Raw genomic sequence first — 24,436 nt, forward strand, 5'->3', positions numbered from 1 at the left:
TATACTTTTTTTAAATCAACTATTTTTTGGGTATTATGTCAAAATTAATTAAAAGGTTAGAGATGAAAAGAGTTTTTTTACAAAATTATAAACCACTAAAATTTAAGTTTTATCAAAATATTGATGATTTTATTGTTACTGAAGAGCCTATACGATTTACCAATAAAGGTAATTTTATAATTTTAAAGATAGAAAAAGAGAGATTAGGAACTTGGGATTTAATAGATTCACTTGCAAGAAATTTAAATATATATGACAATGAGATAGGATATGCTGGTTTAAAAGATAAAAATGCAACTACTACTCAATATATCTCAATACCAAGAAAATATGCAAAAGATATAAAGAAATTTAGACATCCAAAAATAAAAATATTAGAGACTTTTTTACATAGTACTAAACTAAATATTGGAGATTTGTTAGGGAACTCTTTTGAAATAAATCTACATGAAGTTGAAGTATGTGACGTGGGTGTTATTGAAAAAAGATTGCGTGAGTTTGGAAAGGTTGGAGTACCAAACTTTTTTGGATATCAAAGATTTGGAAAAGATGTGAAAGAGAACCTTGAAAAAGCAAATAAGATTATTTATGGTGATTTAAAAATTAGAGATAGAAAGCTAGAAAAGATGTTAATCTCTATTTACCAAAGTGATTTATTTAATAAATGGCTTGCAAAAAGAGTAAAGATGTCTGATGATAAATTTAAACTACTAGATGGCGAAGTGATGAAGTCACTTGAGGATTTGAAGTTTTTTACACCAAATAAAATAAATGAAAAAACAATAAGAGACTTTGAAGATAAAAAAATAGTGCCAACAGGACTTTTATGTGGTAGAGAGGTTTATAGAGCAAGAAATGAAGCACAGATAATAGAAAAAGAGTTTGATGATACGTATATACAAGAAAAGGGATTAAGAAGAGATGCTATTATTTTCCCAGAGAATATTTTTGTAAACTATGATGTAGAAAATAAAAAATGTAAATTAAAATTTAGACTTCCAAAGGCATCTTATGCAACAGTAGTTATAGAAAATATTGCAAATGAGAATTTAAGAATTTAAGTTACTTGGGATTTTTATTTGTATGTTTACTCCAAAGTAGTCTTTATCTTCTACCTTGAAGTTTACATTTTTTGCACTTATCTCACCACCAAAATGTTTATCAATAATTTGTTCACTCATATATAAGCCAATACCTGTACCTTGAGATTGGTGTTTTGTAGTAAAATATGGTTCAAAAATTTTTTCAATTTTTTCTTCATCTATTCCTCCACCATTATCTAAAATAGAAAAGGTTATATAATTATTCATCTCTTTAACATCAATTTTTATTAACTTTTTTTTATCTTTGATATTGGCTAAGACATCTTTTGAATTGTTGAATATATTTAAAAATACTTGAATTAGTTCGTTTTTAAATCCGGCTACTTCAATATGAGTACAATTTATAATTAACTCTATATCTTTATTGTTTAAGCTTGACAGTTTAATTGCATTGTTTAATACGCTTAGGGCATTAAATCTTTCTTTTTCTTTACTTTGTTTGAAAAAATCTCTAAAATCATCAATTGTATGTGAAAGATAATTTGCTGCATCTACAATTAAATCAATAGAGTCAAAAAAGAATTTATCATCAAGTTCTCCAAACTCTTTTTTAATCTTTGCGCCACTAGCAGCCGTTGTAATAGTTGAAAGAGGTTGTCTCCATTGGTGGGCAATGTTTTCAATCATCTCTCCCATTGATGCCATTTTTGACTGTTGATAAAAAAGTTTTTGTTTTTTTTCTAACTCCTCTTTTGCTTTTAAGCTATCCGTTATATCTCTAATAATAGCATAGATATAAGTTTTATTTGATATTTGTATATCTGATGCATATATCTCTACATCCCTTATTTCATCATTTGATAAGGTATGTTTTAATGTAAAAATATTTTGTTTATTTTCTAATATTTCTTTTAGTATTAGTTTTAATTCTTCTTTATTTTGTTTTGTTAAATCTTTTGCTTTAAGTTTTAAAAAGTAGTCTCGTTTGTATCCATAAAATTTAACAGCTGCATCATTTATATCAATAATATCTTGTGTTTCAGGATCAAGAATTAATTTTATGGCTTTAGAACCTTGAAAAATTTGATGATATCTTTTAGTTAAATCATTTAGTTCTTGAGTTCTTTTTTTTACATCTTTTTCTAAAGTAACTGCATATTTTGATCTATTATAAAAATGAATAGTGGCAAATATAGTTATTATAAAAAAAACCAATAATATACCAATCAATTTAATAAAATATTCAAATTCTAGAATGTCTGTCAATTTTATATCTTTGATATTTTTAAAGATAATAAAATAGCCCATATCAGAATCAGCGATATCTTTTAAGGTATAGGTTGTCACAAAATAGCTATCTAATATTTTGTACTCTTTTATATTTATAAACTCTTTAATATCGGTTTCTATTATCTCTTTTAACTCTTTTTTTGCATTTAAATTTGCAACATAATAGTTATCTATAAAATCTTTTGTAAAAGGCTTCTTGATTTGTTTTTTATATTTTTCATCTACAAGGATTACTAAGTCTAGTTCTTTTTCTTCAAAATCTTTTGCTATGGAATTTGTTTTTGTAATAATTTCAATTAAACCTAAAAATTCATTTTCATCAAACACAGGAACAATACTTTTGAAAGTCATATCAAAAATTCCTACACTAATAACAGATGATATTTTAGGATTTTTAAGTAATCCTGGGATTTCTTTTCTAATTGAAGTGATATCATCATTTTTTTTAGGTGACCAGCTTCTATATCTACTTATTCCATTTTTATCTACTAAATGAACCCATACATTCTTATAGTTACTATGCTCTTTTATTTTTAAAGATACATTTTTTAAATCTATTTTAAAATCTTTTTTATTTTTTAGAAACTCTTTATATCCACTATTTTCCGATAATGATATGGCAATATTTAAAGTAGAATTAGCCTTATTTTTAATAGCTTCATTTATTTGTTCTTTTAAGTTATTTGATGTATACATATATTTGTTGTGAGTTAATATATCTATTTTATTTGATAAAAAGTGGTCAACAATAATAAAAGTAAAAAATAAGCCAAAAACCAAGATAAATAAATATATTGGTCTAAAGGTTGAATGCATACAAAATCCTAGCAGAGACGTAATATACATTATACTCTATATATACTAAAATATAAAATAAATAAATTAATATTAAATCTTTATATAAATTAAATCTTCTTTCAATTTTGTTTCATATGTTGTAGAACAATTACAATCTTCACCTTTTGCTTCTCCACTTTTAAGGTCAATATCCCAATTATGTAAAGGACAAGTTACCATTGTTTCATGGACTAGTCCTTCACTTAGTTTTCCTTTTTTATGTGGACAAAGATTATTTATGGCATGAATCTCTCCATTCTTTGTTTTAAAAAGTGCTATCTCTTCATCTTTGTAGTATAAAACTCTTGATCCCATACTTGGTATCTCATCTATGTTTAATGCTGCAATCCATGTACTCATATTAATTCTCCTTTGCTTCAAAGCTATGTGATTCTTCTGGGTTTAATACAATTGGTGAAAACTCTTTAGTAAATCCATCTTCAATTGCTTTTGCCCAAGGGTCAACTTGTGCATGTTTTTGTGATTCTTCAAATCTTTTTGCATAAAAGTTAATTTTTTGTTTATCTAACATCACATCTTTTACATATTGTAATCCAACTCTCTCTACCCAGTGAGCAGTTCTTTCTAGATAGTATGCATCTTCTCTATAAAACTGCATAAAGGCTTTCACGTATTCAAGCAACTCTTCATCTGTCTCAACTTTACATAAAAGATCAGTAACTCTTACTTTTATACCACCATTTCCTGCAATGTGTATCTCCCAACCAGAATCAACTCCAATCACACCTAAGTCTTTTATTGTCGCTTCTGCACAGTTACGTGGACATCCAGAAACCGCAATTTTAAACTTGTGTGGAGTCCAAGAACCCCAAGTTAATTTCTCAATAATCACACCCATTCCCATAGAGTCTTGTGTCCCAAATCTACACCAAGTATTACCAACACAAGTTTTAACAGTACGTAATCCTTTTGCATAAGCTTGTCCAGATACAAAACCACAGTCATTTAAGTCTTTCCACATAGGTTCTAATTGTTCTTTTTTTATACCTAACATATCAAGTCTTTGACCACCTGTAAATTTTACAGTTGGAACATCATATTTAACTGCAATATCTGCAATATCTTTTAGCTCTTGTGGAGAAGTTAATCCTCCCCATATTCTAGGAACAACAGAATATGTTCCATCTTTTTGGATATTTGCAAAAACTCTATCATTTACTAGGGCACTTCGTTTGTCATTTTTGTATTTATCATCATTGTATTTAACTAACAAATAATAGTTTATTGCTGGTCTACATTTAACACAACCATCTTCTGTTTTCCAATCAAGGGCTTTAAATACATCATAAACAGTTTTAAATTCGCCATTATCAATTGCACTTTTAATCTCTTTATGACCTAAGGTTGTACAAGCACAAATTCCTTCTTCAACAGCGTCATATTCATCACCTAAAGTATTTACTAGAATTTGTTCAACTAATCCAAGGCAAGAACCACAAGATGCACCAGCTTTTGTACATGTTTTTACATCATTTAGAGATTTTAAATCTTTTGTTTGAATAGCTGTTACAATATCACCTTTACAAACTCCATTACAACCACAAACTTCCTCATCATCACTCATAGAATTTACGTCATCCCCACCATGACCACTATCTCCAAGTGCAGATTTCCCAAAAAGAATTTTTGTTCTTAAATCAGAGATATCAGTCTCTTCTTTTAAAAGTTTTAAATACCAAGAAGCATCGGCTGTTTCTCCATATAAAACCATTCCAATAATTTTATTATCATAAATTACAAGTTTTTTATAAATACCTACTTTTTCATCAAGTAAGATTAGAGTTTCTGTTGTCTCATCTCCTAAATAATCTCCTGCACTAAATAAATCAACACCAGAAATTTTAAGTCTAGTAGATAAGGTTGAACCACTATATCCACCTGTTTTTTTATCTGCTAAAACTTTTGCTAAGATTTTTGCTTGTTCATATAAGGGTGCTACTAAACCGTAAGTGTTACCACTATGTTCAACACATTCTCCAATTGCAAATATAGAATCATCACTTGTTTTTAAAAAATCATCTACAACTACTCCCTTATTACAATTAAGCTTTGCCTCTTTTGCTAAAGAGGTATTAGGAGTAATCCCTGTAGCAAAGACTACAATATTTGAATCAACTAATGTTCCATCAGAAAAATTTACTTTTTCAACTTTTCCATCCCCGAAAATTTCAGTAACTGTTGTATTTAGTTTAAACTCTATTCCATATCTTTCAAGATTTTGTTGAAGAAGTTTTCCCCCAGTTGCATCTAATTGTTGAGAAAGAATAGAACCACTTCTATGTACTAAAATAGTTTTTATTCCATGCATAGCTATACCATAGGCAGCTTCAAGTCCAAGAAGTCCACCACCTACTACTACAGCAGTTTTATTTTTGTCAATTAGTTCTAAAATAGTATCACTATCTTGTTTTGTTCTAAAAGCAATTACATTTTCTAAATTACTTCCAAAAGTATTAGGAATAAAAGGTTTTGACCCAGTAGCAATTAGAAGTTTGTCATAAGATTGGATTTTTCCATTTTGACTTGTAACAGTTTTAGAGTTTTTATCTATTTCTATTACTTTATCACCTTTGTGAAGTGTAATGTCATTTTCATCATACCAAGTTTGATGATTGATAATTGTATCCTCAAAACTTTTTTCACCACTAAGTAAATATGAGAGCATAATTCTATTATAATTTACATATGGTTCTTCACCATAAACTGTAATATCATATTTTTCTTTATCTAATTCTAGTAAGTCTTCTATGGTTCTTAAACCACTCATTCCATTTCCAATTACTATTAATTTTTCTTTCACTTTTATTCCTTTGTATCTACTTTTATAATTATTCCTAAAAAGGTATATTTTTTATCAAAATAACTGTATACTTTTTATACAAATTACTTAAAAAAACATAAAATATGTTTAAAATAATGTATCGTATTAGTAAAAAATCTATCATTTAGCTTAATTTTTAATTAAATTGTCAATAATAAGACTATTATTAACAAAAAGATTAAACTAACACTTTGCCAAAAAATCACAGGATTTTTTTCTATTATAGGTGGAGCTTTTTTGTTTAAAAATTTTTTATTTGGATGTTTTAAATCAAATATAAATTCACTAAGTTCTGAATATCTTTCATTAGGATTTATATTTAAAGCTTTTTTTATAGCTCCATCAATCCATCGTGGAAAATCTGGGTATAAAGTTGTATATTTTAGTCTGTTTTGGGCACTTTTTGTTTTTGAACGTGCTACTTGAACTCCATATGGAAGTTTGCCTGACAACATCTGATAAGCAATTGCTCCTAGTGAGAAGATATCAGATTTTGAACTTCCTTCTTCTCCTAAAAAGTATTCTGGTGCAGAATATAGAGCAGTTCCTAGTAGATTTTCCTGTTCTATGAAAGTATTTATTTCTAAAATACCTTCAATCTTAGTTGAGCCAAAATCTATGATTTTTACTGAGTTAGTTTCATCTATCATTATATTTTCAGGTCTTATATCTTGGTGAATCATCTCTAACTTATGAAATGCCATAAGTCCTTTTGCTATTTGTTCAATAATATTTCTAACAACTTCAACTTTTGGCTTTGGATTATCAATCATCCATTGACTAAGTGTACAGGCATCAATATATTCAAATATTGTATAAATGTAGTTTTGTTTTCTATTTGCATTATAAGCTTTTGCAAGATATGGGTTATTAACCCTTTTTGCAATCCACTCTTCCATTAAGAAACGCTCTAAATATGCTTTATCATCTTGTAAATCTATAGAGGGAGTTTTTATTACAAGAGTTTGATTGTTTTCATTATCCTTTGCCAAGTATATATGACTTCTACTTGTAGCACTCAACTCTCGAATAATAGTATAACCATCAAACTCTTCTCTTGCTTCCAAAAGATGAGGTATTGGCTTACTTAAAATTTGTTGGTAAATTTCATTGGAGTCTTTATTTGCTAAAGAGTCTATTTTAATTATTTGAAGTGTTAAGTTATCATCACTCTCATTTTCAAAAGCTTTTTGAACAATACTCTTTGTAGCATTATTATAATCTTTGCAATTTTCTAAACTTTTATTAATAAACTCTACATCAACAAACTCATAAACACCATCAGTCATTAATAGAAAAATATCATCTTTTTCTATTTCACAAGTCTCATAATCAATAGCTAATTGGGAATCAATGCCTAATGCACGACTAAGATAACTTTTCTCATTTGAAACCCATGTTCGATGGTCAGTTGTTAGTTGTAATAAATTATTGTTTCTAAGTCTATATACTCTTGTATCTCCCACATGAAATATGTGAGCTGTATTTGATTTAATAATTAATGCACTAAAGGTACAAACAAAGCCTTTATCTTTATCTAGATGATATTGGCTTTGTCTATTTTGAGAATATAACCATGAGTTAGTAGCTTTTAAAACCTTATTTGCAGAGTTTCTAACGCTCCAAGCTTCAGAAGTTGAATAATAATCTTGTAAAAAAGTGACTACGGAGAGTTTGCTAGCTTCTTGACTTACTTTACTACTACTTATGCCATCTGCTATAGCAATAGCAATTCCTTTACTTGTAAGATGTGGCTCATCAGGAATATAAACATCATGAAAGTCTTGATTGATTTCTTTAGTACCTTTACTTGAGTATTGACCAATAGATACTTTTAATTGATTATTCATGTTTTTCCTAATAAAAATTTAGAGTTTTACCATGATTTATAAGGTAAGAACTTTCCATTCATAGTGATTTTTACCCTATCGCCTGCTGAATTTTCTTCTTTGTCGATATCCATAGAAAAATCAATGGCACTCATGATTCCATCACCGAATTTTTCACCAATAAGTTCTTTTATACTTTCTCCATAAACACCAACTATTTCATAAAATCTATAAATTACAGGATCATTTGGAATAGTCTTATCCCAATTTTTCATAGGATATTGCTGTAATAAGAATAAAACTTCATCTGATAAATCTAAAACTTCACAAAGTTTTTTTGCATATTCTTCTTTTAGACTATTCATTCCTAAAGAAGCTGATGTAAGAAAAACAGGAGCTAAACCAACTCTTAAAGCAATCTCTTCCCAAGATAGTTTAGCGTTTCTCTTAGCTAAAATTATCTCTTCTGTCATATCTAATTTATTCATTGTATATTCCTTTTTAGAAGAACTTTATAGGCAAATAGCCTATAAAGTTTTATGCAGCATTGTTAGATCTATCTAAAGTTCTTTTTGCACCAGTTTTTACGTGAGTCACATAAAGAGTAAGTCCTGTAAATGCTAAACCACCAACTAAGTTACCTAAAGCAACTGGTAATTCATTCCATAATAAATAATCAGCAATTGTAAAGTTACCACCCATAATTAATGAGAATGGAAATAAAAACATATTTACAATAGAGTGCTCAAATCCCATAAAAAAGAAAAGCATAATAGGCATCCACATAGCTATGGCTTTACCACTTACTGTTGTTGAAACCATAGCACCAACAACACCCATAGATACCATCCAGTTACATAACATACCTCTAATAAATACTGTAATCCAACCATCAAGACCATATGAAGAGTATCCCACAGTTCTAGCTTCTCCAATACCAGCAACTTTTGATGCAATGGCACCACCGTCTGTATTAAATCCATACGTAAAAATCCATGCCATCATAAAAGCAACAGTTAAAGCACCTAAAAGGTTACCCAATGCAACTAGTCCCCAGTTTCTAAGAACTTGATTTATAGTAACTCCTGGTCTTTTATCTAGAAGTGCCAAAGGCACAAGCATAAATACACCAGTTAAAAGGTCAAATTTCATTAAATAAAGCATAATAAACCCTACTGGGAATAGACAAGCTCCTAAAATGGGAGAACCAGATTTCATAGCAACTGTGATTGCAAATACTGCAGCAAGAGCAAGTATTGCACCTGCCATATATGCTCTAATTAATGTATCTTTCGTAGACATATATACTTTTGACTCACCAGAGTCAACCATTTTCGTAACAAATTCAGAGGGGTCTAAATAGGCCATAAATGTTCCTTTTTTTTAATTGATTTTTTAAGATAAAGAATTAAAACAAAGAAAGTGAGGAAAAAAATGTGAAAATGATTTTTTTCTGTATATTTTTTATACATTTAAATAAAAGTAGATGAAAATAAAATGTTTATAATAATAAAAAGGATTGTTTATCAAAAAATCTATTATCTATTTATTTATATTTTTTTTATTGTCACTATTTTTCATAATTGGTATTACCATAAAAAAATCATATCAAATACAAGAGAGTTCTTTAACTGAGAGTTTAAAAAATAAAGCAGAAACAATCTTTAATCTAATAGTTGATATGAGACATTGGAATGCACAATATGATGGTGTATATGTCAAGTCAGAAAAGCTACAGCCAAACCCATATCTAAATCCAAACTATATAAAATCTGAACATAATGAAAAACTTGTATGGATAAATCCTGCATTTATGACAAGACAGATTTCTGATATAGCAAGTCAAAGGGATGGATTTAAATTAAAAATCACAAGTAAAAAACTTATAAATATAAATAATGCTCCAGATGAAGATGAAAAGAAGATATTAGATTATTTTGAAGAAAATCCAAATAAACGAAGTTATTGGAATATAAAAGATAATGAGTTTAAATTTATGGGAGCCTTAAAGATTGAAAAAGATTGTTTAAAGTGTCATTCAAAACAAGGATATAAAGTAGGAGACATAAGAGGTGGCATAAGTGTTACTTTTGATGTCACAAAAGAGTTTGAACAATTGAGTGAGATAAATAAAGAGAAAACACAAACTATTATTTTTTTAATTATGGCTGCTATTGGTGGAGTGATTACTTTAATTATTCATGAAACAATGAAAAGAAGAGATGAACAAAAAATTTCAAAATTAAATGAATCCTTAGAGATGAAAGTAAATGAGTTAGATGAGTTCAATAAAACCTTACATAAAAAAGTACAAGAAGAGGTAAATAAACAAAGAGAAAAAGAGAATCTTTTGATTCAACAATCAAAAATGGCAGCATTGGGTGAGATGATAGGAAATATTGCCCATCAATGGAGACAACCAATAAGTGCAGTAAGTGCAATAATGATGAACATAAAATGGACTGCAATTTCAGAAGGTATGAATAAAGAGTTTATAGATGACAGGATGAAAGAGGCAAATGAGCAGTTGGGATATATGTCACAAACAATTGATGACTTTAGAAACTTTTTTAAACCAAACAAAGAAAAAGAATCTTTTGACTTAGATTTAGAAGTTAGAAAAACATATAAGATTTTAAAAGATGCTTTGCAACACAATAATATAAATTTCCAAATATTTTCCAATAAAGAGATTATAGCTTATGGGTATCCAAGTGAATTTTCTCAAGTAATATTAAATATCATCTCAAATGCAAAAGATGTTTTAATAGAAAGAAACATAGAAAAACCTAAAATAGAAGTACATATTTTAAAAGATGAAGAGAATATATACTGCAAAATTACTGACAATGCTGGTGGAATAGAAGATAAAAATATCAATAAAATCTTTGAGCCATATTTTACAACAAAAGAGTTAAGAGGTACAGGAATAGGACTATATATATCAAAAGAGATAATAGAAAAGCATATGAATGGTTCTTTAATAGTAAAAAATAACAAGCTAGGTGCTGAGTTTGTAATATCTATTCCAATCTATAAGGAAAAAGTATGAATGATGTTTTTAAAAGATTAAAAAATAAGACCATTCTTTTAGTAGAAGATGAAAAAGTAATAAGAGAAAATATTGCTTCAATGCTAAAGTTCTTTTTTAGAGAAGTTTATATTGCAAATGATGGATATGATGCAATTGATAAATATGAAAATAATCTTCCAGATATAGTAATGACAGATTTAAAAATGCCAAATATGAATGGCTTCGAATTAATTTCAGAACTTAAAAATCGTAAATCAAGCTCTTTTACAATAATAGTATCTGCTCATACTGATACAGATTTACTAATCAATGCCATACATAATGGCGTAGATAGATATATAGTAAAACCTGTATTAGAAGATGATTTATTTGATACCTTTAGAGCTTACTTGGAAAAACTTGATAGGGTTATGCCACAAATTATAAAATTACAAGAGAATTTATTACTTGATCTGGATAAAAGTGAAATAATCCTAAATGGAGAATCGATACATTTGAATAAAAAAGAGAATATGCTTTTAAAACTTTTATGTAAAGATTTTAATAAAACTATCTCTTATGAAGAAATAGAGTATCAAGTTTGGGGAAGTGAGTCTATGAGCCTATCTGCAATTAGAAGTGTGGTTAGGGACTTAAGAAAGAAAATAGGACAGAAATATATTATAAATGTTTCTGGGGTTGGGTATAGATTACAATAGCTTTAGTTACTCAAAACTATTATATTTAATACAGTTTCTTCCATCTTTTTTAGCTTTATATAATAAATCATCGACAGCTTTATACATCTCTTGAGCATTGAGTAGATGCTTATACTCAAATAATGCAACACCTGCTGATACACTAAGATAATTTGACGTTGAACTAGTTTTATGAGAGATTTTAAGCGATTTGATCTCATCTAAAATTTTTTGAGCAAACTCTTTTGAGCCTTCAAGGTTTTTGTCATATGAAAGAATTAAAAACTCTTCTCCTCCCATGCGAAAAGCATAATCATATGAACGATTAGTATGTAAGGCAAATACACGTGAAACTGACTTTAGTGCTAAGTCACCTTCTTGATGTCCATATGTGTCATTGTATTGCTTGAAAAAGTCTATATCAAACATCATCATTGTCAAGTTATTTTCTTCTCTTTTTGAACGTCTTATCTCTTTTTCAAATATTATCTCAAAATAGTTTCGATTGTATAAGCTTGTAAGTTTATCGGTGATTGATATTTTTTCGATTTGTTTTTTATCATGAATATTTGAGAAAAATACATTAAATGATGAGAGTGTATAATCATTATTTAATTCAGGATATACCTCAATTTGAAACCATATTTGCTCATTATTAATTAGTATTGAAATTTCACCTTTATACTCTTTCCCCAGATAAATTTTATTTTCAAACTCTGAAAATTGTTGTTCATCAGTAAAAAAGAAGGGATTTTTAGTTCCTATGAGTTTATCTTTGTGTCTATTTAAAACATCACATAAAGCATTACTAATATAAGTTATTTTACCATCAAGTGCAAATGTTACCATTAAAATATTTTGGTCAATAAGATGTATTTGTTTATTGTTAACTCTTCCTATTTTTAAGAGATTTGCTGTTATATAATAGACTATTAAAATAGATATTAGCAAAGTTAAAATGAAAACAGTAATTACCTGATCTATTTTATCGCTTTTAAGGGATAAATTGTAAAACTCATCTGCTTTGTTTAAAGCAAAGTCTTCAAGTATATTAATCTTTTCAATAATCTTTTCAATATGTATTGCACCTTCTTCTTTTGTAATACTAATTGCTTTTTCATATTCTTTATCAGACATTAGTTTAATTACTTGTTGCCGTATTTCTTTCCAGTTTTTAAAGAGTTGATAAACAGTGTCAATATCTTTTTTATCACCTAAGTAATTCTCATAAATTTTATCAAAGTTTGTGAATATTTCTCGTTCGATATTTTGAACTTTCTGAATGATTTCAATCATTTCAATATTGTTTTTAGTAAGAACTATATCTTTCATATTTCTATGTATAGTAATAATGTCTGTTTTTATATTTGAGATTGCACGTGTAACATGGAAAGGATGAGAATAGATTTTTTGAGTATTAGTTGAAAGCTCTTTCATATTTAATATAGTAAAAAGAGCACTTGACAGAGCAATTACAACAATAACAGTAAAACTAATTAGTATTTTTGAGATATTCATTTAAACCTTTGCGCTTGGAAGGATATCCTAAAAAATATAATTAAAAGCTTATATAGCTCACTCTTTCTATGTTTAATTAGAAATAAGGTTTTAAGAATTAAATTATTATTTCGTCTTTTTTTAAAACTTCATTTACTAAAACATTTTCATTTCTTATAACAATATGCTCTAATGCTCCCGCAATCTCCTCTTCTTTTAGAAGAATTCCCATAGGAACTTTTTCACTATGAAGTTGTACTGCACACTGTTTGTAGTTTGGTTCAAAAGATTTTGGATCAAACTCTGCTTTTGTTATGGTGTTTATTAGTTGTTCATTGTAATGAAATGGTACAAAAAGACTTCCTGGTCTGATGTTTTGAGACTCTTTTACTATGATATTTCTAATTTTTCCTCTAATAGAAGAGATGTCAAGTCTATCACCACTACTTACTTGTAGTTTTTTTGCATCAACTGGATTTATCTCTATCCAAGCTTCTGGTGCAAGATTATTTAGTATTGAAATAGTTTTTGTTTTTGTTCTTGTATGCCATTGTTCAACTATTCTTCCAGTATTTAAAGTAAGAGGAAAATCACTATTACAAGCTTCACTTAATGGTAGCCAATCAAGAGCTAGTAATTTTGCTTTTCCATCTTCTGTTGGACAAGACATATTTTCACTATAAAGTCTTGGTGTTCCTTTTGGATTTTTTTCATTGCATGGCCATTGGATTCCTCCAAGTTCTTCTATTAACTCATAAGTCATACCAGCATAATCACAGAGTCTACCTGAACTAACTTTTTTCCATTCATTGAAGGCATCTCTTGGTTCTTTCCAGTTTGGATATAGTTTTTCATTTACTCCATCAAAATATTTTGAAAACTCTAAGATAATATCAAAATCACTTTTTGTATCACCTAAGGGTTCAACAGCTTTTCTAGCATAGTTACATCTTCTTTCACTATTGGTATAAGTTCCCTCTTTTTCACTCCATGTTGCAGCACTAAAAACTACATCTGCAATAAGGGAAGTTTCACTTTTAAAAGCATCTTGTACAACTAAAAGCTCAAGCTTGTTTAGTGCTCGTCTTAATTTATTTTGGTCAGGAAAAGAAACCAAAGGATTAGTTGCTACCAACCATAAAGCTTTTATCTCACCACTTTCGATGGCATCAATTATCTGAGGATAAGAGTAACCTCTTTTTGTAGGTATATCTTCTAGGGGAACATCAACCAAAGTTGCATACTCTAGCCTATCATAAGAACTTGCATAGTTTCTATATCCTGGTATAGAAGAGGTAAATCCTGTTTCTCTTGTACCCATAGCATTACATTGTCCAGTAATTGAAAGTGCAGTTGCACCTTTTTTACCTAAATTTCCAGTGATAAGTGCAAGATTACAAATAGCACTTACAGTATCAGTTCCTAGAGAACTTTGATTTACTCCCATTGTCCATGCACTCATTGCTTTATCAGCTTTTGCATAAACTTTTGCTAATTGGTATAAATCTTTTACTTCTATACCTGTGATATTTGCTACATCTTGAGGTTTGTAGTTATTAAAAATATGTTTTCTAAACTCTTTGTATCCACTTGTTCTATTTTTGATAAATTTTTCATCTTCCCAGCCTTGCTCTATAATGATGTAACAAAGCCCATTTATAAGAGCTAAATCACTTCTTGGATTTATAGGAACATACATATCTGCCATATTTGCAGTTTTTGAAAATCTTGGATCTATTACAATTATAGTTGGTTTTTTACCTGTGATTTCTTCATTCTTAGCAATATGAAGTTTTAAAATAGGGTGGTTATCAGCTATATTTGCACCAATAAGCATAATTACATCAGCATGGGAAAAATCTTCGTAAGAACCAATAGGTCCATCACTTCCAAAGGTTTGTTTATATCCCATAACAGCACTTGCCATACATAAAGTTGTATTTCCATCATAGTTATTTGTTTTAAGACCCAATTGCACAAATTTACCTAGAGTATAAAACTCTTCAGTTAAAAGTTGTCCTGTTGAGATAACTGATACTGCACCATTTCCATATTTTGTTTGTATTTCTTTAAACTTGTCACTCGTTGTTTTAAAAACTTCATCCCAAGTAGAACTTACAAGTTCTCCCTTTTTTTTAATCATTGGTGTTGTATATCTATTTTCACTTTGAACCATTTCATGTTCACTTAAACCTTTTGGACAAAGTGTTCCTTTGTTTACAGGATGAGCTGGATCTCCTTTTGTATAAACAGGTTTTCCATTTTTTACACCAATATATAATCCACATCCAACGCCACAATATCCACAAGTAGAACGAACCCAAGATGTTGGAGCTTTTTCTAGGGCTACTTTCCCAAATACTTTATCGTCTGTTAAGGCATATTTTTGATTTTTTATATCAAGGCCTAAAAAGTTTTTAATTTTATTTATCATCTTAACCTCTTTGATTCCCTGCGAAAAAATTTCCAGCAAGTCCAAGTGCAACTGCTGTTTTATAAAATAGAACTCTTGATACAATTTCACTAGAAGTTGAAATAATTAAAGAAAGAGTTAAAACCAATATTGTTGTCTGGTAATTCCCACTTGCAAGTAATAAAATGGCAAGTAAAGGTAAGCCTAAAGCTCCTATATATAAAGAGCTTGTTCTATATTCGGTATATTTTTTGAAGTTTTTTTCATATAAGGTTTTTGTTTTATTTAGTTGATAAAAGTTATTATCACTTTCATCTAAGTTTTTATAAAAGTCTTTTTGCTTTCTATATTCAATATATTGAAAATAAGCAATAAACAAAGCAAAAGGTAAAAGTACACTAGCACTTGTATACTCTTCTAGTAAAATTAATACAAAACTAATAAGTAATAATCCAATATATGAAACATAAAAAAATATTTTTGTAGTCTCTTTTTTATTCCATGATGGACGAGCTTTTATTCTATAAATCATTGATTGAGCATAGATACCGTAAATACCAATACCTAAAATTAAAAGTTCAACACAAAATCTAAAAACTTGATTGAATTCAAAGAAGAACATAGCTATAAGAAGAGTTAGTCCTGCTGTATATAATCCTAAAGCCAATGCCTCCCGGCTAAGCCAAGAAGTTTTAATATTTTTCATAGCTGTATATGCCAAAATAGGACGTCCAAGATGAAGTGCAGATAATGGTAAACCAATAGCTGCTGGTAAAAATACTGCAATCATCATCCAGATACTTGGTGCTGCTAATTTAAATCCCAAAAGGTTTATAAATTCTCCTAAAACAAGTGCCCCAAAGCCACCTAAAGATATTTGTGTAAGTACGGTCATAAAAACAAGTGGCCACTCACTATGGTTTGGTTTTATTATATGTGCATCTGCAGGAGTCATATCTTTTGTATCATCTATTGTATATCGTGTTGTTGGTTTAGTAATTTGAATATCTGGAAGATTTGGAGCAATTCCTTGTTCTGCCATATCTTTTTCAATCCAATCTTTAACATTTACAATCTCTATTGCAATTGCTCCAGATGGACAAGCTTGTACACAAGCAGGTGTTTGCCCCACATCCAATTTTTCATGGCACATATGACATTTTGTCACTATTCCTCTATCTTTGTTAAATACTGGAACTTCATAAGGACAATTCCAGGTACAATATTGGCATCCAATACAGGTATCATCATCATGAAAAACTATGCCATTGTCAAATTTTATATATGATTCTGTAGGACAGCCTATTAGACATTCAGGCTCAACACAGTGGTTACATGACATAGAATTAAAGTGATTTTTCACATTTGGGAAAATCCCACTTTGAGTTTCTCCTACTCTTCTCCATTTTATATCTGCACTGTTATTGTTTTGTTCATTACAAGCAACCTCACAACAATGACAACCAATACATGCAGTTGCATCAAAGTGAAATCTATATTGTTCACCTTCTTTTGGTTTTGCTATATCAATAGAGTAGTTTCCGCATTGCATATTGGTATCTGTTTTATGTTGTATAAAACTATCTAAGGGTGTTTGCTCATTCAAACTCATAATATCTCCAAATAAGGTATAATGGAAATATTAACAGAAATTAATGTAAAATTAAAATAAATACTGTATAGAAAATATACAATATTCTTAATGATGATTAATTATCTGATAAATTAATGTAAAATTAAGTTTTTAGTTTTTCTATCTTTATTGAAGTTTGGTTATAATCTGGTTGAAAAGATTCTCTATCATATAAATCATTTGTAAGATAATTTATATTTCTATTACTTACAGGTACAAAAACTGTATCTTCAAGTATTTTTTCAGTAATAAATGCTTTTGAAGTAATCTCTCCTCTAGGTGAAATTATTTTTATAATAGAACCATTTTCAATTCCTAGTTTTTTAGCATTTATTGGGTTTATTTCACAGAAATCTAACTCTTTATATTTTAACAATGTTTTTGGTAAATTTGTTTTTGTTCCAGAGTGCCATTGATCTCTTGTTCTACCTGTTAGTAGATTTAATGGATATTTTAGATTTGTTTTTTCGCTTAAAACTTTGTTTTCTACAAAATGTATATTTGCTTTTTTGTTTTTCGTAAAAAATTGTCTGTTCTTTCTAATCTCCTCTCCCCAAATAAAAGGTTCTTGAGATAATTTTTCATAAGAGGTTTCATATATATTTAGATGTTGGTTTAATTTTGTCATTTCTTGATACTCTTCAAAAATTTCTTTTGAAGATGTAAAATTAAATGCATCCTTATAACCCAAATCTTGAGCAATTAGTTGAAAGATTTCCCAATCAGGTTTACAATCTATAGAAATTCTTGTTAGTTTTTCTTGTTTTGTTATTGTTCTATCTAGATTTGTCTGGGTTCCTTCTTTTTCTCCCCAAGGAGCTGCTGGTAACTTTATATGAGCAAATTTTGAGGTTTCTGAATTTTCATAGGCGTTTATTTCAATAACAAGTGGAATTTTTTTGATTAACTCTTCCATTTTATTTCTATTAGGCAGATGATATATAGGATCAGTATGACAAATAACTAATACATCTAAATTAGCTTCAAGCATTTGAGTTGCTGTTAAACCTGCTTTATTTTGTATTTTATTTGTATTCCAAAATTTAGAAACTTTTTTTATAGACTCTTTTTCAAAGTCTAAATGAACAGCAAGCATAGTTGACAAGCCACCAACTTCTCTTCCTCCCATTGCATTTGGCTGACCAGTTAGTGAAAAAGGTCCATTTCCATCTTTAAATATTTTTCCAGTAAGAAGATGTGTATTAATAATAGATAGATTTTTATCAACACCTTGAACTGATTGATTTATACCCATTGTCCATGCACTTATTATATTTTCACTATTTTTATATATTTCCCAAAATTCTTCAAATTGTTTAGTACTTAATCCTGTTCTTTTTAACATTTTTGTTACAGGTACTCTTTTAAATTTATTTTTTAATAGTTCAAAGTTATTTACATGCTCTTTTAAAAACTCTTCATCAATAAGGTTCTCATCAATAATTCTTTTAGATATAAGATTGAAAAAGTCTATATCACTTCCTGCTTTTATTGAAAGATGTAAATCAGCATCATTAGCAGTATCTGTAAATCTTGGGTCAATAGTTACAACTTTAAGACCACTCTTTTTTGCCAATTTTATTCTGTTATGGAAAACAACATGAGCTTCTGCTGTATTTGCTCCTACAAGTATCAACAGGTCTGATTTAAAAATATCATCCATTCTAACAGGTACAAAATCAACACCTAAAGCTTTTTTATATGCAACAACAGCACTTGCCATACAAGTTCTACTATTGGTATCTATATTATTAGAACCAATAAAGCCTTTCATTAGTTTATTAGCAACATAATAATCTTCAGTTAGTAGTTGTCCAGATAAATAAAATCCAATTTTTTCTTTTGGAGTCTCTTTAATTGTAGATGAGATTTTTTGAATAGCATCATCCCATGATGATATTTTATACTCATTATTAATATCTTCTCTAATATGTGGTCTTAAAAGTCTTGTTGGTGTTTGAATTGATATTAATTCTGATACACCTTTTGAACAAAGTTTCCCTTCATTAATAGGATATACGACATCACCTATTAACTTATTCATGTCAAACTCTAGTCCACAACCTACACCACAATAACCACATACTGATTTAATCATCTTATTTCCATTTTATAATTTAGATATTTAATTATAGAACATATTATATAGTAAATAAAGTATAAAATGTATAAAAAATATCCAATTTTATAAAATTAATGTAAAATTAAGTTTTAAATATCATTTTAAATACTTTTTTGGATAAAAAAATCAATAATAATATAGAATTAATGATTTTTTAAGTAAATTGTATAAAAAATATACAGATTACTAGTATATTTAGTATATTTACTATGTTATTATTTTTCATATCAAATTTCGAGGAGAAAAAATGTTAAAACAAGTGTTAAAAATAGGTCTTGGTATTTCAGTTGTAGCTTCTACACTAATGGCTGCTCCAGAAAAGACAAAATTAAAAATAGGTTTTATTGCCTTAACTGATTGTGCTCCATTAGTAATTGCAAAAGAAAAAGGTTTCTTTAAAGCAGAAGGATTAGATGTACATGTTTCAAAAGAAGGTGGTGGTTGGCCTGGAATTCAACAAAAAGTAATTTCTGGTGAGTATGATTTTTCTCATGCACTAGCAGGTATGCCAATTGCTGCAACCTTAGGTATAAATGGAAATGCACATTTACAAGCACTTTTATCACTTGATTTAAATGGAAATGCAATTACATATGGGAATAACATTATAAAAGAGATGGAAAAATATGGTTTAGATAAAACTGCAAGACCTGTTGATGCCTCTACTTTAAAAAAATATATTGATGCAAAACATAAAGCAGAAGGTTCAGATTATTCGCCATTAAACTTTGGTATGGTTCACCCAGTTTCAACACATAATTATGAGTTGAGATATTGGATGGCTGCTAGTGGAATCAAGCCTGATGAAGATTGTACAATTAAACCTTTCCCACCACCAACAATGCCATCAAACTTAATTGCTGGAAATATAGAAGGATATTGTGTAGGTGAGCCTTGGAATTCAAGAATAGTTCTTAAGGGTGCAGGAAGTGCCTTAGTAACAAATTATGATATTTGGAATAATAATCCAGAAAAAGTATTACAAGCAAGAGCAGATTTTGTTAAGAAAAATCCAGAAACAACTAAAGCTGTTATGAGAGCAGTTGTAAAAGCACAAATGTGGTTGGATGCTTCTTGGGAAAATAGAGAAGAAGCTATTAAATATTTAGCTAAGAAAAATTATGTAAAAGCACCAGTTAAAGTTTTAAGAAAATCAATGAGTGGAACATTTTTATATAATAAAGGTGTAGATTCTGCAAACCCTATGTTTAATGTTTTTGCAAATGATTATGCTGCATATCCATTCTATAGTCATGGTATGTGGTTTATTACTCAAATGTATAGATGGGGACAACTTGATCATGCAGTTAATATGAAAGAGGTAATAGAAAAAGTTTATAGACCAGATTTATTTGCAGAAGTTGCAAAAGAAGTTGGTTATACATTACCTGAATCTCCTTGGAAAAAAGATGGGGTTGATGAATACAATAAGTTCTTAGATGGCAAAGTTTGGGATCCAAATAAAGCAGTTGATTATATCTATGACTTTAAAGTTCATAACTCTTTAGTATCTAAAGAAGAGTTAGCAAAAGCAAATAAATGGTCAGTTGAAACAAAACAACCAGCATATGTATGTCCATATGGACCAGCAGGATGTGCAGACCCTAAATATGTTACTAAATAAATAGCATACTTATAAGGAAAAATAAAAGAGGAGTTTTCCTCTTTTATAATTACTGATATTAATGCTTGTTTCGTCTCCTTTTTTCAAGCATTAATATGAGTAATTACAATAAAGTAAATACGAAAGGTAAAATATGAATTCAAATAGTCTAAAAAATATTGTGCTTCCAGCCATTGTTTTTTTTATAATCGTAGCCATTTGGTCAACAATTGCACAAAATGTCAACAACTTTCCAACGCCAGCAGACACTTTTGTACATGCTTTTGGTGGAGTTGATAGTGAAGGTGATGAGATAGAGGGAGTTCTTAGTGATCCTTTTTATATAGAAAATCAGGATGACAAAGGAATTTTTTGGCAAGTTATTAGTTCTCTAGAAAGAGTTTTTGCAGGATTTATATTGGCTATTATTATAGGTGTTCCTGTTGGATTGGCAATTGGTATGAGTAAAAATTTTCAAATTGCTCTAGAGCCATATATCCAAATTTTTAAGCCAGTATCACCATTAGCTTGGTTACCACTTTTACTTTTTGTTTTTCAAGATATAAATGCAACAGCAATTTCAACTATTTTTGTAACTTCAATTTGGCCAATTATCATAAATACTTCACTTGGTGTTAAAAGTGTGAGTGAAGATTATATGAATGTGGCAAAGGTTTTACAGTTCACTCCAATGGAAAAAATTAGAAAGATAATTTTACCTGTAGCAGTTCCTTACATATTTACAGGAATGAGACTAAGTCTTGGTATTGCATGGCTTGTAATTGTCGCTGCGGAGATGTTAACAGGTGGTATTGGTATTGGATTTTGGATTTGGGATGAATATAATAACCTTAATTATTTTAACATCATCATTGGTATTATAATTGTTGGTCTTGTTGGATTTTTATTAGATGTTATTATGGGAAAAATTGCAGATTTTTTTGATTATAGAAAGAGAGTTTAAAGATGGAAAAGAAATTTTTGAGTTTAGAGTTTGTAGATAAAGTTTTCCCTTTACCAAACGCAAAAGAGTATGTGGCAGTTAAAGATGTAAATTTAAGAATTAAAAAAGATGAAATTGTATCAATAATTGGACATAGTGGCTGTGGTAAAAGTACTTTATTAAATATGATTGCAGGACTTGATACAGTTAGTTCTGGTGGAGTTTTTTTAAATAATAAAGAGGTAAATGGACCAGGACCTGAAAGAGCAGTTGTTTTTCAAAACCACTCTTTATTACCATGGCTTACAGTTTTTCAAAATATTGAATTAGCAGTTAAAAAAGTAATGCCAGAGTTAAATAAAACAGAACTAGAAGAGAGAGTTGATAAGTTTGTTGATATGGTTAATTTGACTCATGCTAGGGATAAGTTCCCAGGCGAGATATCAGGTGGTATGAAACAGCGTGTAGGAATTGCAAGAGCTTTATCAATTAGACCAGAAGTTTTACTTATGGATGAACCATTTGGAGCACTGGATTCTCTAACTCGTGCAAATCTACAAGAGCATCTTATGAGAATACAACAAAGTGTAAAAAATACAGTTATCATTATCACACATGATATTGATGAAGCAGTTTTATTAAGTGACAGAGTTGTAATGATGACCAATGGACCAAGTGCAACTATTGGTGAAGTTTTAGAAGTAAATTTACCACATCCAAGAAATAGAGTTGAGCTACAAAAAGATCCTGAATATATAAGATGTAGAGAGGCAATACTAAGTTTCCTTTATGAAAAATTTGCAAAAGAAGATGAATAAAATTATTTAAAAAAAGTTGATTAAATCTTTAATCAACTTTAACTACTAAGGGAAATCATGAAAACTATTTTAACTTCAATAAATATAAAGAACAAATTAATCCTTTTAATAATAATTCCACTTTTATCATTTGTAATTGTTGTACTTGATTTAATAAATGAAAATTATAAGATATACAATGAATACAATAAATTGAAAATTTCTATTGAAAAAAGTGCTTCATTATCAAAAATCGATAAGATAAATTTATTGTTTATTAATGTAGATGAAAAAGATGATTATCTTAAAATAGTTGATAAAAAAATTAAATCTTCTTATGATAAATTAATTTTTAGTACAGCCACTTTAATAGGTATACTAGTTATTTCCTTATATATTTTTCTAAGTATTTTAAAAAATATTACTCAATCGCTTTTTCTAATAAGAGAGGGCATGGGCAAGTTTTTTAATTATTTAACTTCAACTGAAAAAGAGTTGGAAGAGATTGACTTAGACTCTAAAGATGACTTTGGACAAATGGCATATGAATTAAATCAAAATATCATAAAAATAAAAGAGGGTTTAGCCCTAGACAATGAAGTAATAAATGAAGCAAAATTTGTATCAAAAATGGTCGGACGTGGCTTTTTAGTTTATAGAATAAATGGTGAAGCAAATAACTATTATATAAATGAATTAAAAGATAATTTCAATCATATGATAGATAGCCTAAGAGTAAATATTGTTAATTCATTCCAAACTTCATTAAACTATGCAAATAGAGACTTTAAGGTAAAAGCAGACAAGAGTGATATTGGTGCTATTGTAAACACACTTCTTAGATGTTTAAATATGATAGGTACAAATATTTCAGAATTTTTAGCAATGGTAAATAAAAATGGAAAAATTTTAGATGAACGTTCTCAAGAGTTACTTGAACTTGTAAATCAACTACATCTAGCTTCAATTAATCAAGCAGCTTCCTTAGAACAAACAACAGCCTCTATACATGATATTACTAATAGTATTACTGATACATCATTAAAGGCTGTAAATATGCTTGAAATAGCAAATTCAACTAAGTCTTATGCAAATGAGGGAATAAAATTAGTTGAAAATACACAGAATTCAATGGGAGAGATAAATAGTTCTACAAAAGCAATATATGAAGCGATATCTATTATTGATAATATTGCTTTCCAAACAAATATTTTATCACTAAATGCAGCAGTAGAAGCTGCAACTGCAGGTGAAGCTGGAAAAGGTTTTGCAGTTGTTGCACAAGAAGTTAGAAATCTTGCAACAAGAAGTGCAGAAGCTGCAAAAGATATAAAGAATTTAGTAGAAACTGCTAATAAAAAATCTGATGAAGGTAAAAAATATTCAGAAGAGATGATGAATAGCTTTAATAAATTAAATTCAATGATTGAAGAGAATAGAAATATAATAGACGAGGTTGCAACAGCCAATGAACGTCAAATGCAAAATTTATCACAAATCAATGAAACGATGAGTAACTTAGATAAAATCACCCAAGAAAATGCAAATATGGCAACGAAAACAAAAGATGTAGCTGTTTTAACAAATAAAGTTGCAGCAGATATGATTCAGGCTGTTTCATTAAATGAGTATGACATTAGTGTAGAGAAAAGAATAATTGATTTTGAGTTTACTCAAAAACTGAATAATATAAAAATAGAGTTTGCAAAATACAAACAAGCTGTATTAAATCAAGTTAATAGTAATTCTTCAACAATAAATATGGATATTAGCCATAAAAAGAATATTGAAGCATTTATAAGTGAATATGATTTTAAAATGGAAAGTAAAAGTGACTTATGGCAAATATTTAAAAATAAAACTGAGAACTTAAGTA

Annotated in this window: 16 protein-coding genes and 1 pseudogene; 7 read left to right on the forward strand and 10 right to left on the reverse strand. The window is 28.8% G+C overall.

The features are described 5' to 3' along the window. Nucleotides 1–62: 62 nt before the first annotated feature. Nucleotides 63–1,061, forward strand: coding sequence for a tRNA pseudouridine(13) synthase TruD (locus ACNI28_RS08100; protein WP_419763756.1), 999 nt, complete (start codon nucleotides 63–65; stop codon nucleotides 1,059–1,061). Here the strand turns inward: ACNI28_RS08100 and ACNI28_RS08105 are convergent. From ACNI28_RS08105 to ACNI28_RS08130, 6 genes are all read right to left on the reverse strand, one after another. Continuing rightward, the gene (locus ACNI28_RS08105) at nucleotides 1,050–3,149 is read right to left on the reverse strand and encodes an ATP-binding protein (RefSeq protein ID WP_419763757.1); all 2,100 of its coding nucleotides are present in this window, start codon (nucleotides 3,147–3,149) and stop codon (nucleotides 1,050–1,052) included. The two genes, ACNI28_RS08100 and ACNI28_RS08105, sit on opposite strands and share 12 nt — an antisense overlap. A gap of 72 nt (nucleotides 3,150–3,221) precedes the next feature. Then, nucleotides 3,222–3,530 carry a nitrite reductase small subunit NirD gene (gene nirD, locus ACNI28_RS08110; RefSeq protein ID WP_419763758.1) on the reverse strand — a complete coding sequence of 103 codons (309 nt, stop codon included), beginning with the start codon at nucleotides 3,528–3,530 and terminating at the stop codon, nucleotides 3,222–3,224. Nucleotide 3,531: 1 nt separating this feature from the next. After that, entirely contained in the window at nucleotides 3,532–5,991 is a 2,460-nt protein-coding gene (gene nirB, locus ACNI28_RS08115) for a nitrite reductase large subunit NirB (protein WP_419763759.1), read from the reverse strand. A 161-nt stretch (nucleotides 5,992–6,152) separates the two neighbouring features. Continuing rightward, entirely contained in the window at nucleotides 6,153–7,862 is a 1,710-nt protein-coding gene (locus ACNI28_RS08120; protein ID WP_419763760.1) for a bifunctional protein-serine/threonine kinase/phosphatase, read from the reverse strand. A gap of 26 nt (nucleotides 7,863–7,888) precedes the next feature. Then, nucleotides 7,889–8,329 (reverse strand): cyanase, encoded by a 441-nt coding sequence (cynS, locus tag ACNI28_RS08125; RefSeq protein WP_419763761.1) that lies wholly within the window; start codon nucleotides 8,327–8,329, stop codon nucleotides 7,889–7,891. A gap of 49 nt (nucleotides 8,330–8,378) precedes the next feature. Further along, nucleotides 8,379–9,209, reverse strand: coding sequence for a formate/nitrite transporter family protein (locus tag ACNI28_RS08130; RefSeq protein WP_419763762.1), 831 nt, complete (start codon nucleotides 9,207–9,209; stop codon nucleotides 8,379–8,381). Between the two features lie 196 nt (nucleotides 9,210–9,405). On the opposite strand from ACNI28_RS08130, the gene ACNI28_RS08135 reads away from it, so the two are divergent. After that, a complete protein-coding gene (locus ACNI28_RS08135; protein WP_419763763.1) occupies nucleotides 9,406–10,893 on the forward strand; it encodes a c-type heme family protein in 1,488 nt (495 codons plus the stop codon). Beyond that, nucleotides 10,890–11,573, forward strand: coding sequence for a response regulator transcription factor (locus ACNI28_RS08140; protein WP_419763764.1), 684 nt, complete (start codon nucleotides 10,890–10,892; stop codon nucleotides 11,571–11,573). The genes ACNI28_RS08135 and ACNI28_RS08140 overlap by 4 nt, the downstream gene beginning before the upstream one ends. A gap of 6 nt (nucleotides 11,574–11,579) precedes the next feature. Here the strand turns inward: ACNI28_RS08140 and ACNI28_RS08145 are convergent, their stop codons facing one another. The 4 genes from ACNI28_RS08145 to ACNI28_RS08160 form a co-directional block, all read right to left on the reverse strand. Then, on the reverse strand, nucleotides 11,580–13,070 hold the full coding sequence (locus ACNI28_RS08145; RefSeq protein ID WP_419763765.1) for a diguanylate cyclase: 1,491 nt from the start codon (nucleotides 13,068–13,070) through the stop codon (nucleotides 11,580–11,582). Nucleotides 13,071–13,167: 97 nt separating this feature from the next. Then, entirely contained in the window at nucleotides 13,168–15,483 is a 2,316-nt protein-coding gene (locus ACNI28_RS08150; RefSeq protein WP_419763766.1) for a molybdopterin oxidoreductase family protein, read from the reverse strand. Between the two features lies 1 nt (nucleotide 15,484). Beyond that, entirely contained in the window at nucleotides 15,485–17,074 is a 1,590-nt protein-coding gene (locus tag ACNI28_RS08155; protein WP_419763767.1) for a DmsC/YnfH family molybdoenzyme membrane anchor subunit, read from the reverse strand. 124 nt (nucleotides 17,075–17,198) lie between these two features. Then, nucleotides 17,199–19,193: a molybdopterin oxidoreductase family protein gene (locus tag ACNI28_RS08160; protein WP_419763768.1), complete on the reverse strand. Its 1,995-nt coding sequence runs from the start codon at nucleotides 19,191–19,193 to the stop codon at nucleotides 17,199–17,201. A gap of 271 nt (nucleotides 19,194–19,464) precedes the next feature. Between ACNI28_RS08160 and ACNI28_RS08165 the strand changes: the two genes are divergently transcribed. The 4 genes and pseudogenes from ACNI28_RS08165 to ACNI28_RS08180 form a co-directional block, all read left to right on the forward strand. Next, nucleotides 19,465–20,841, forward strand: a complete 1,377-nt coding sequence (locus ACNI28_RS08165; RefSeq protein ID WP_419763769.1) for a CmpA/NrtA family ABC transporter substrate-binding protein — start codon at nucleotides 19,465–19,467, stop codon at nucleotides 20,839–20,841. A 133-nt stretch (nucleotides 20,842–20,974) separates the two neighbouring features. After that, nucleotides 20,975–21,784, forward strand: coding sequence for a nitrate ABC transporter permease (ntrB, locus tag ACNI28_RS08170; protein ID WP_419763770.1), 810 nt, complete (start codon nucleotides 20,975–20,977; stop codon nucleotides 21,782–21,784). Nucleotides 21,785–21,786: 2 nt separating this feature from the next. Next, nucleotides 21,787–22,581: an ABC transporter ATP-binding protein gene (locus ACNI28_RS08175; protein WP_419763771.1), complete on the forward strand. Its 795-nt coding sequence runs from the start codon at nucleotides 21,787–21,789 to the stop codon at nucleotides 22,579–22,581. Between the two features lie 1,101 nt (nucleotides 22,582–23,682). Beyond that, nucleotides 23,683–24,033 (forward strand): annotated as a pseudogene (locus tag ACNI28_RS08180) (methyl-accepting chemotaxis protein); the annotation flags it as partial. Between the last annotated feature and the right edge of the window lie 403 nt (nucleotides 24,034–24,436).

This window comes from Arcobacter denitrificans (SeqCode) (assembly GCF_048571185.1).
Taxonomy (GTDB): domain Bacteria; phylum Campylobacterota; class Campylobacteria; order Campylobacterales; family Arcobacteraceae; genus Arcobacter; species Arcobacter denitrificans.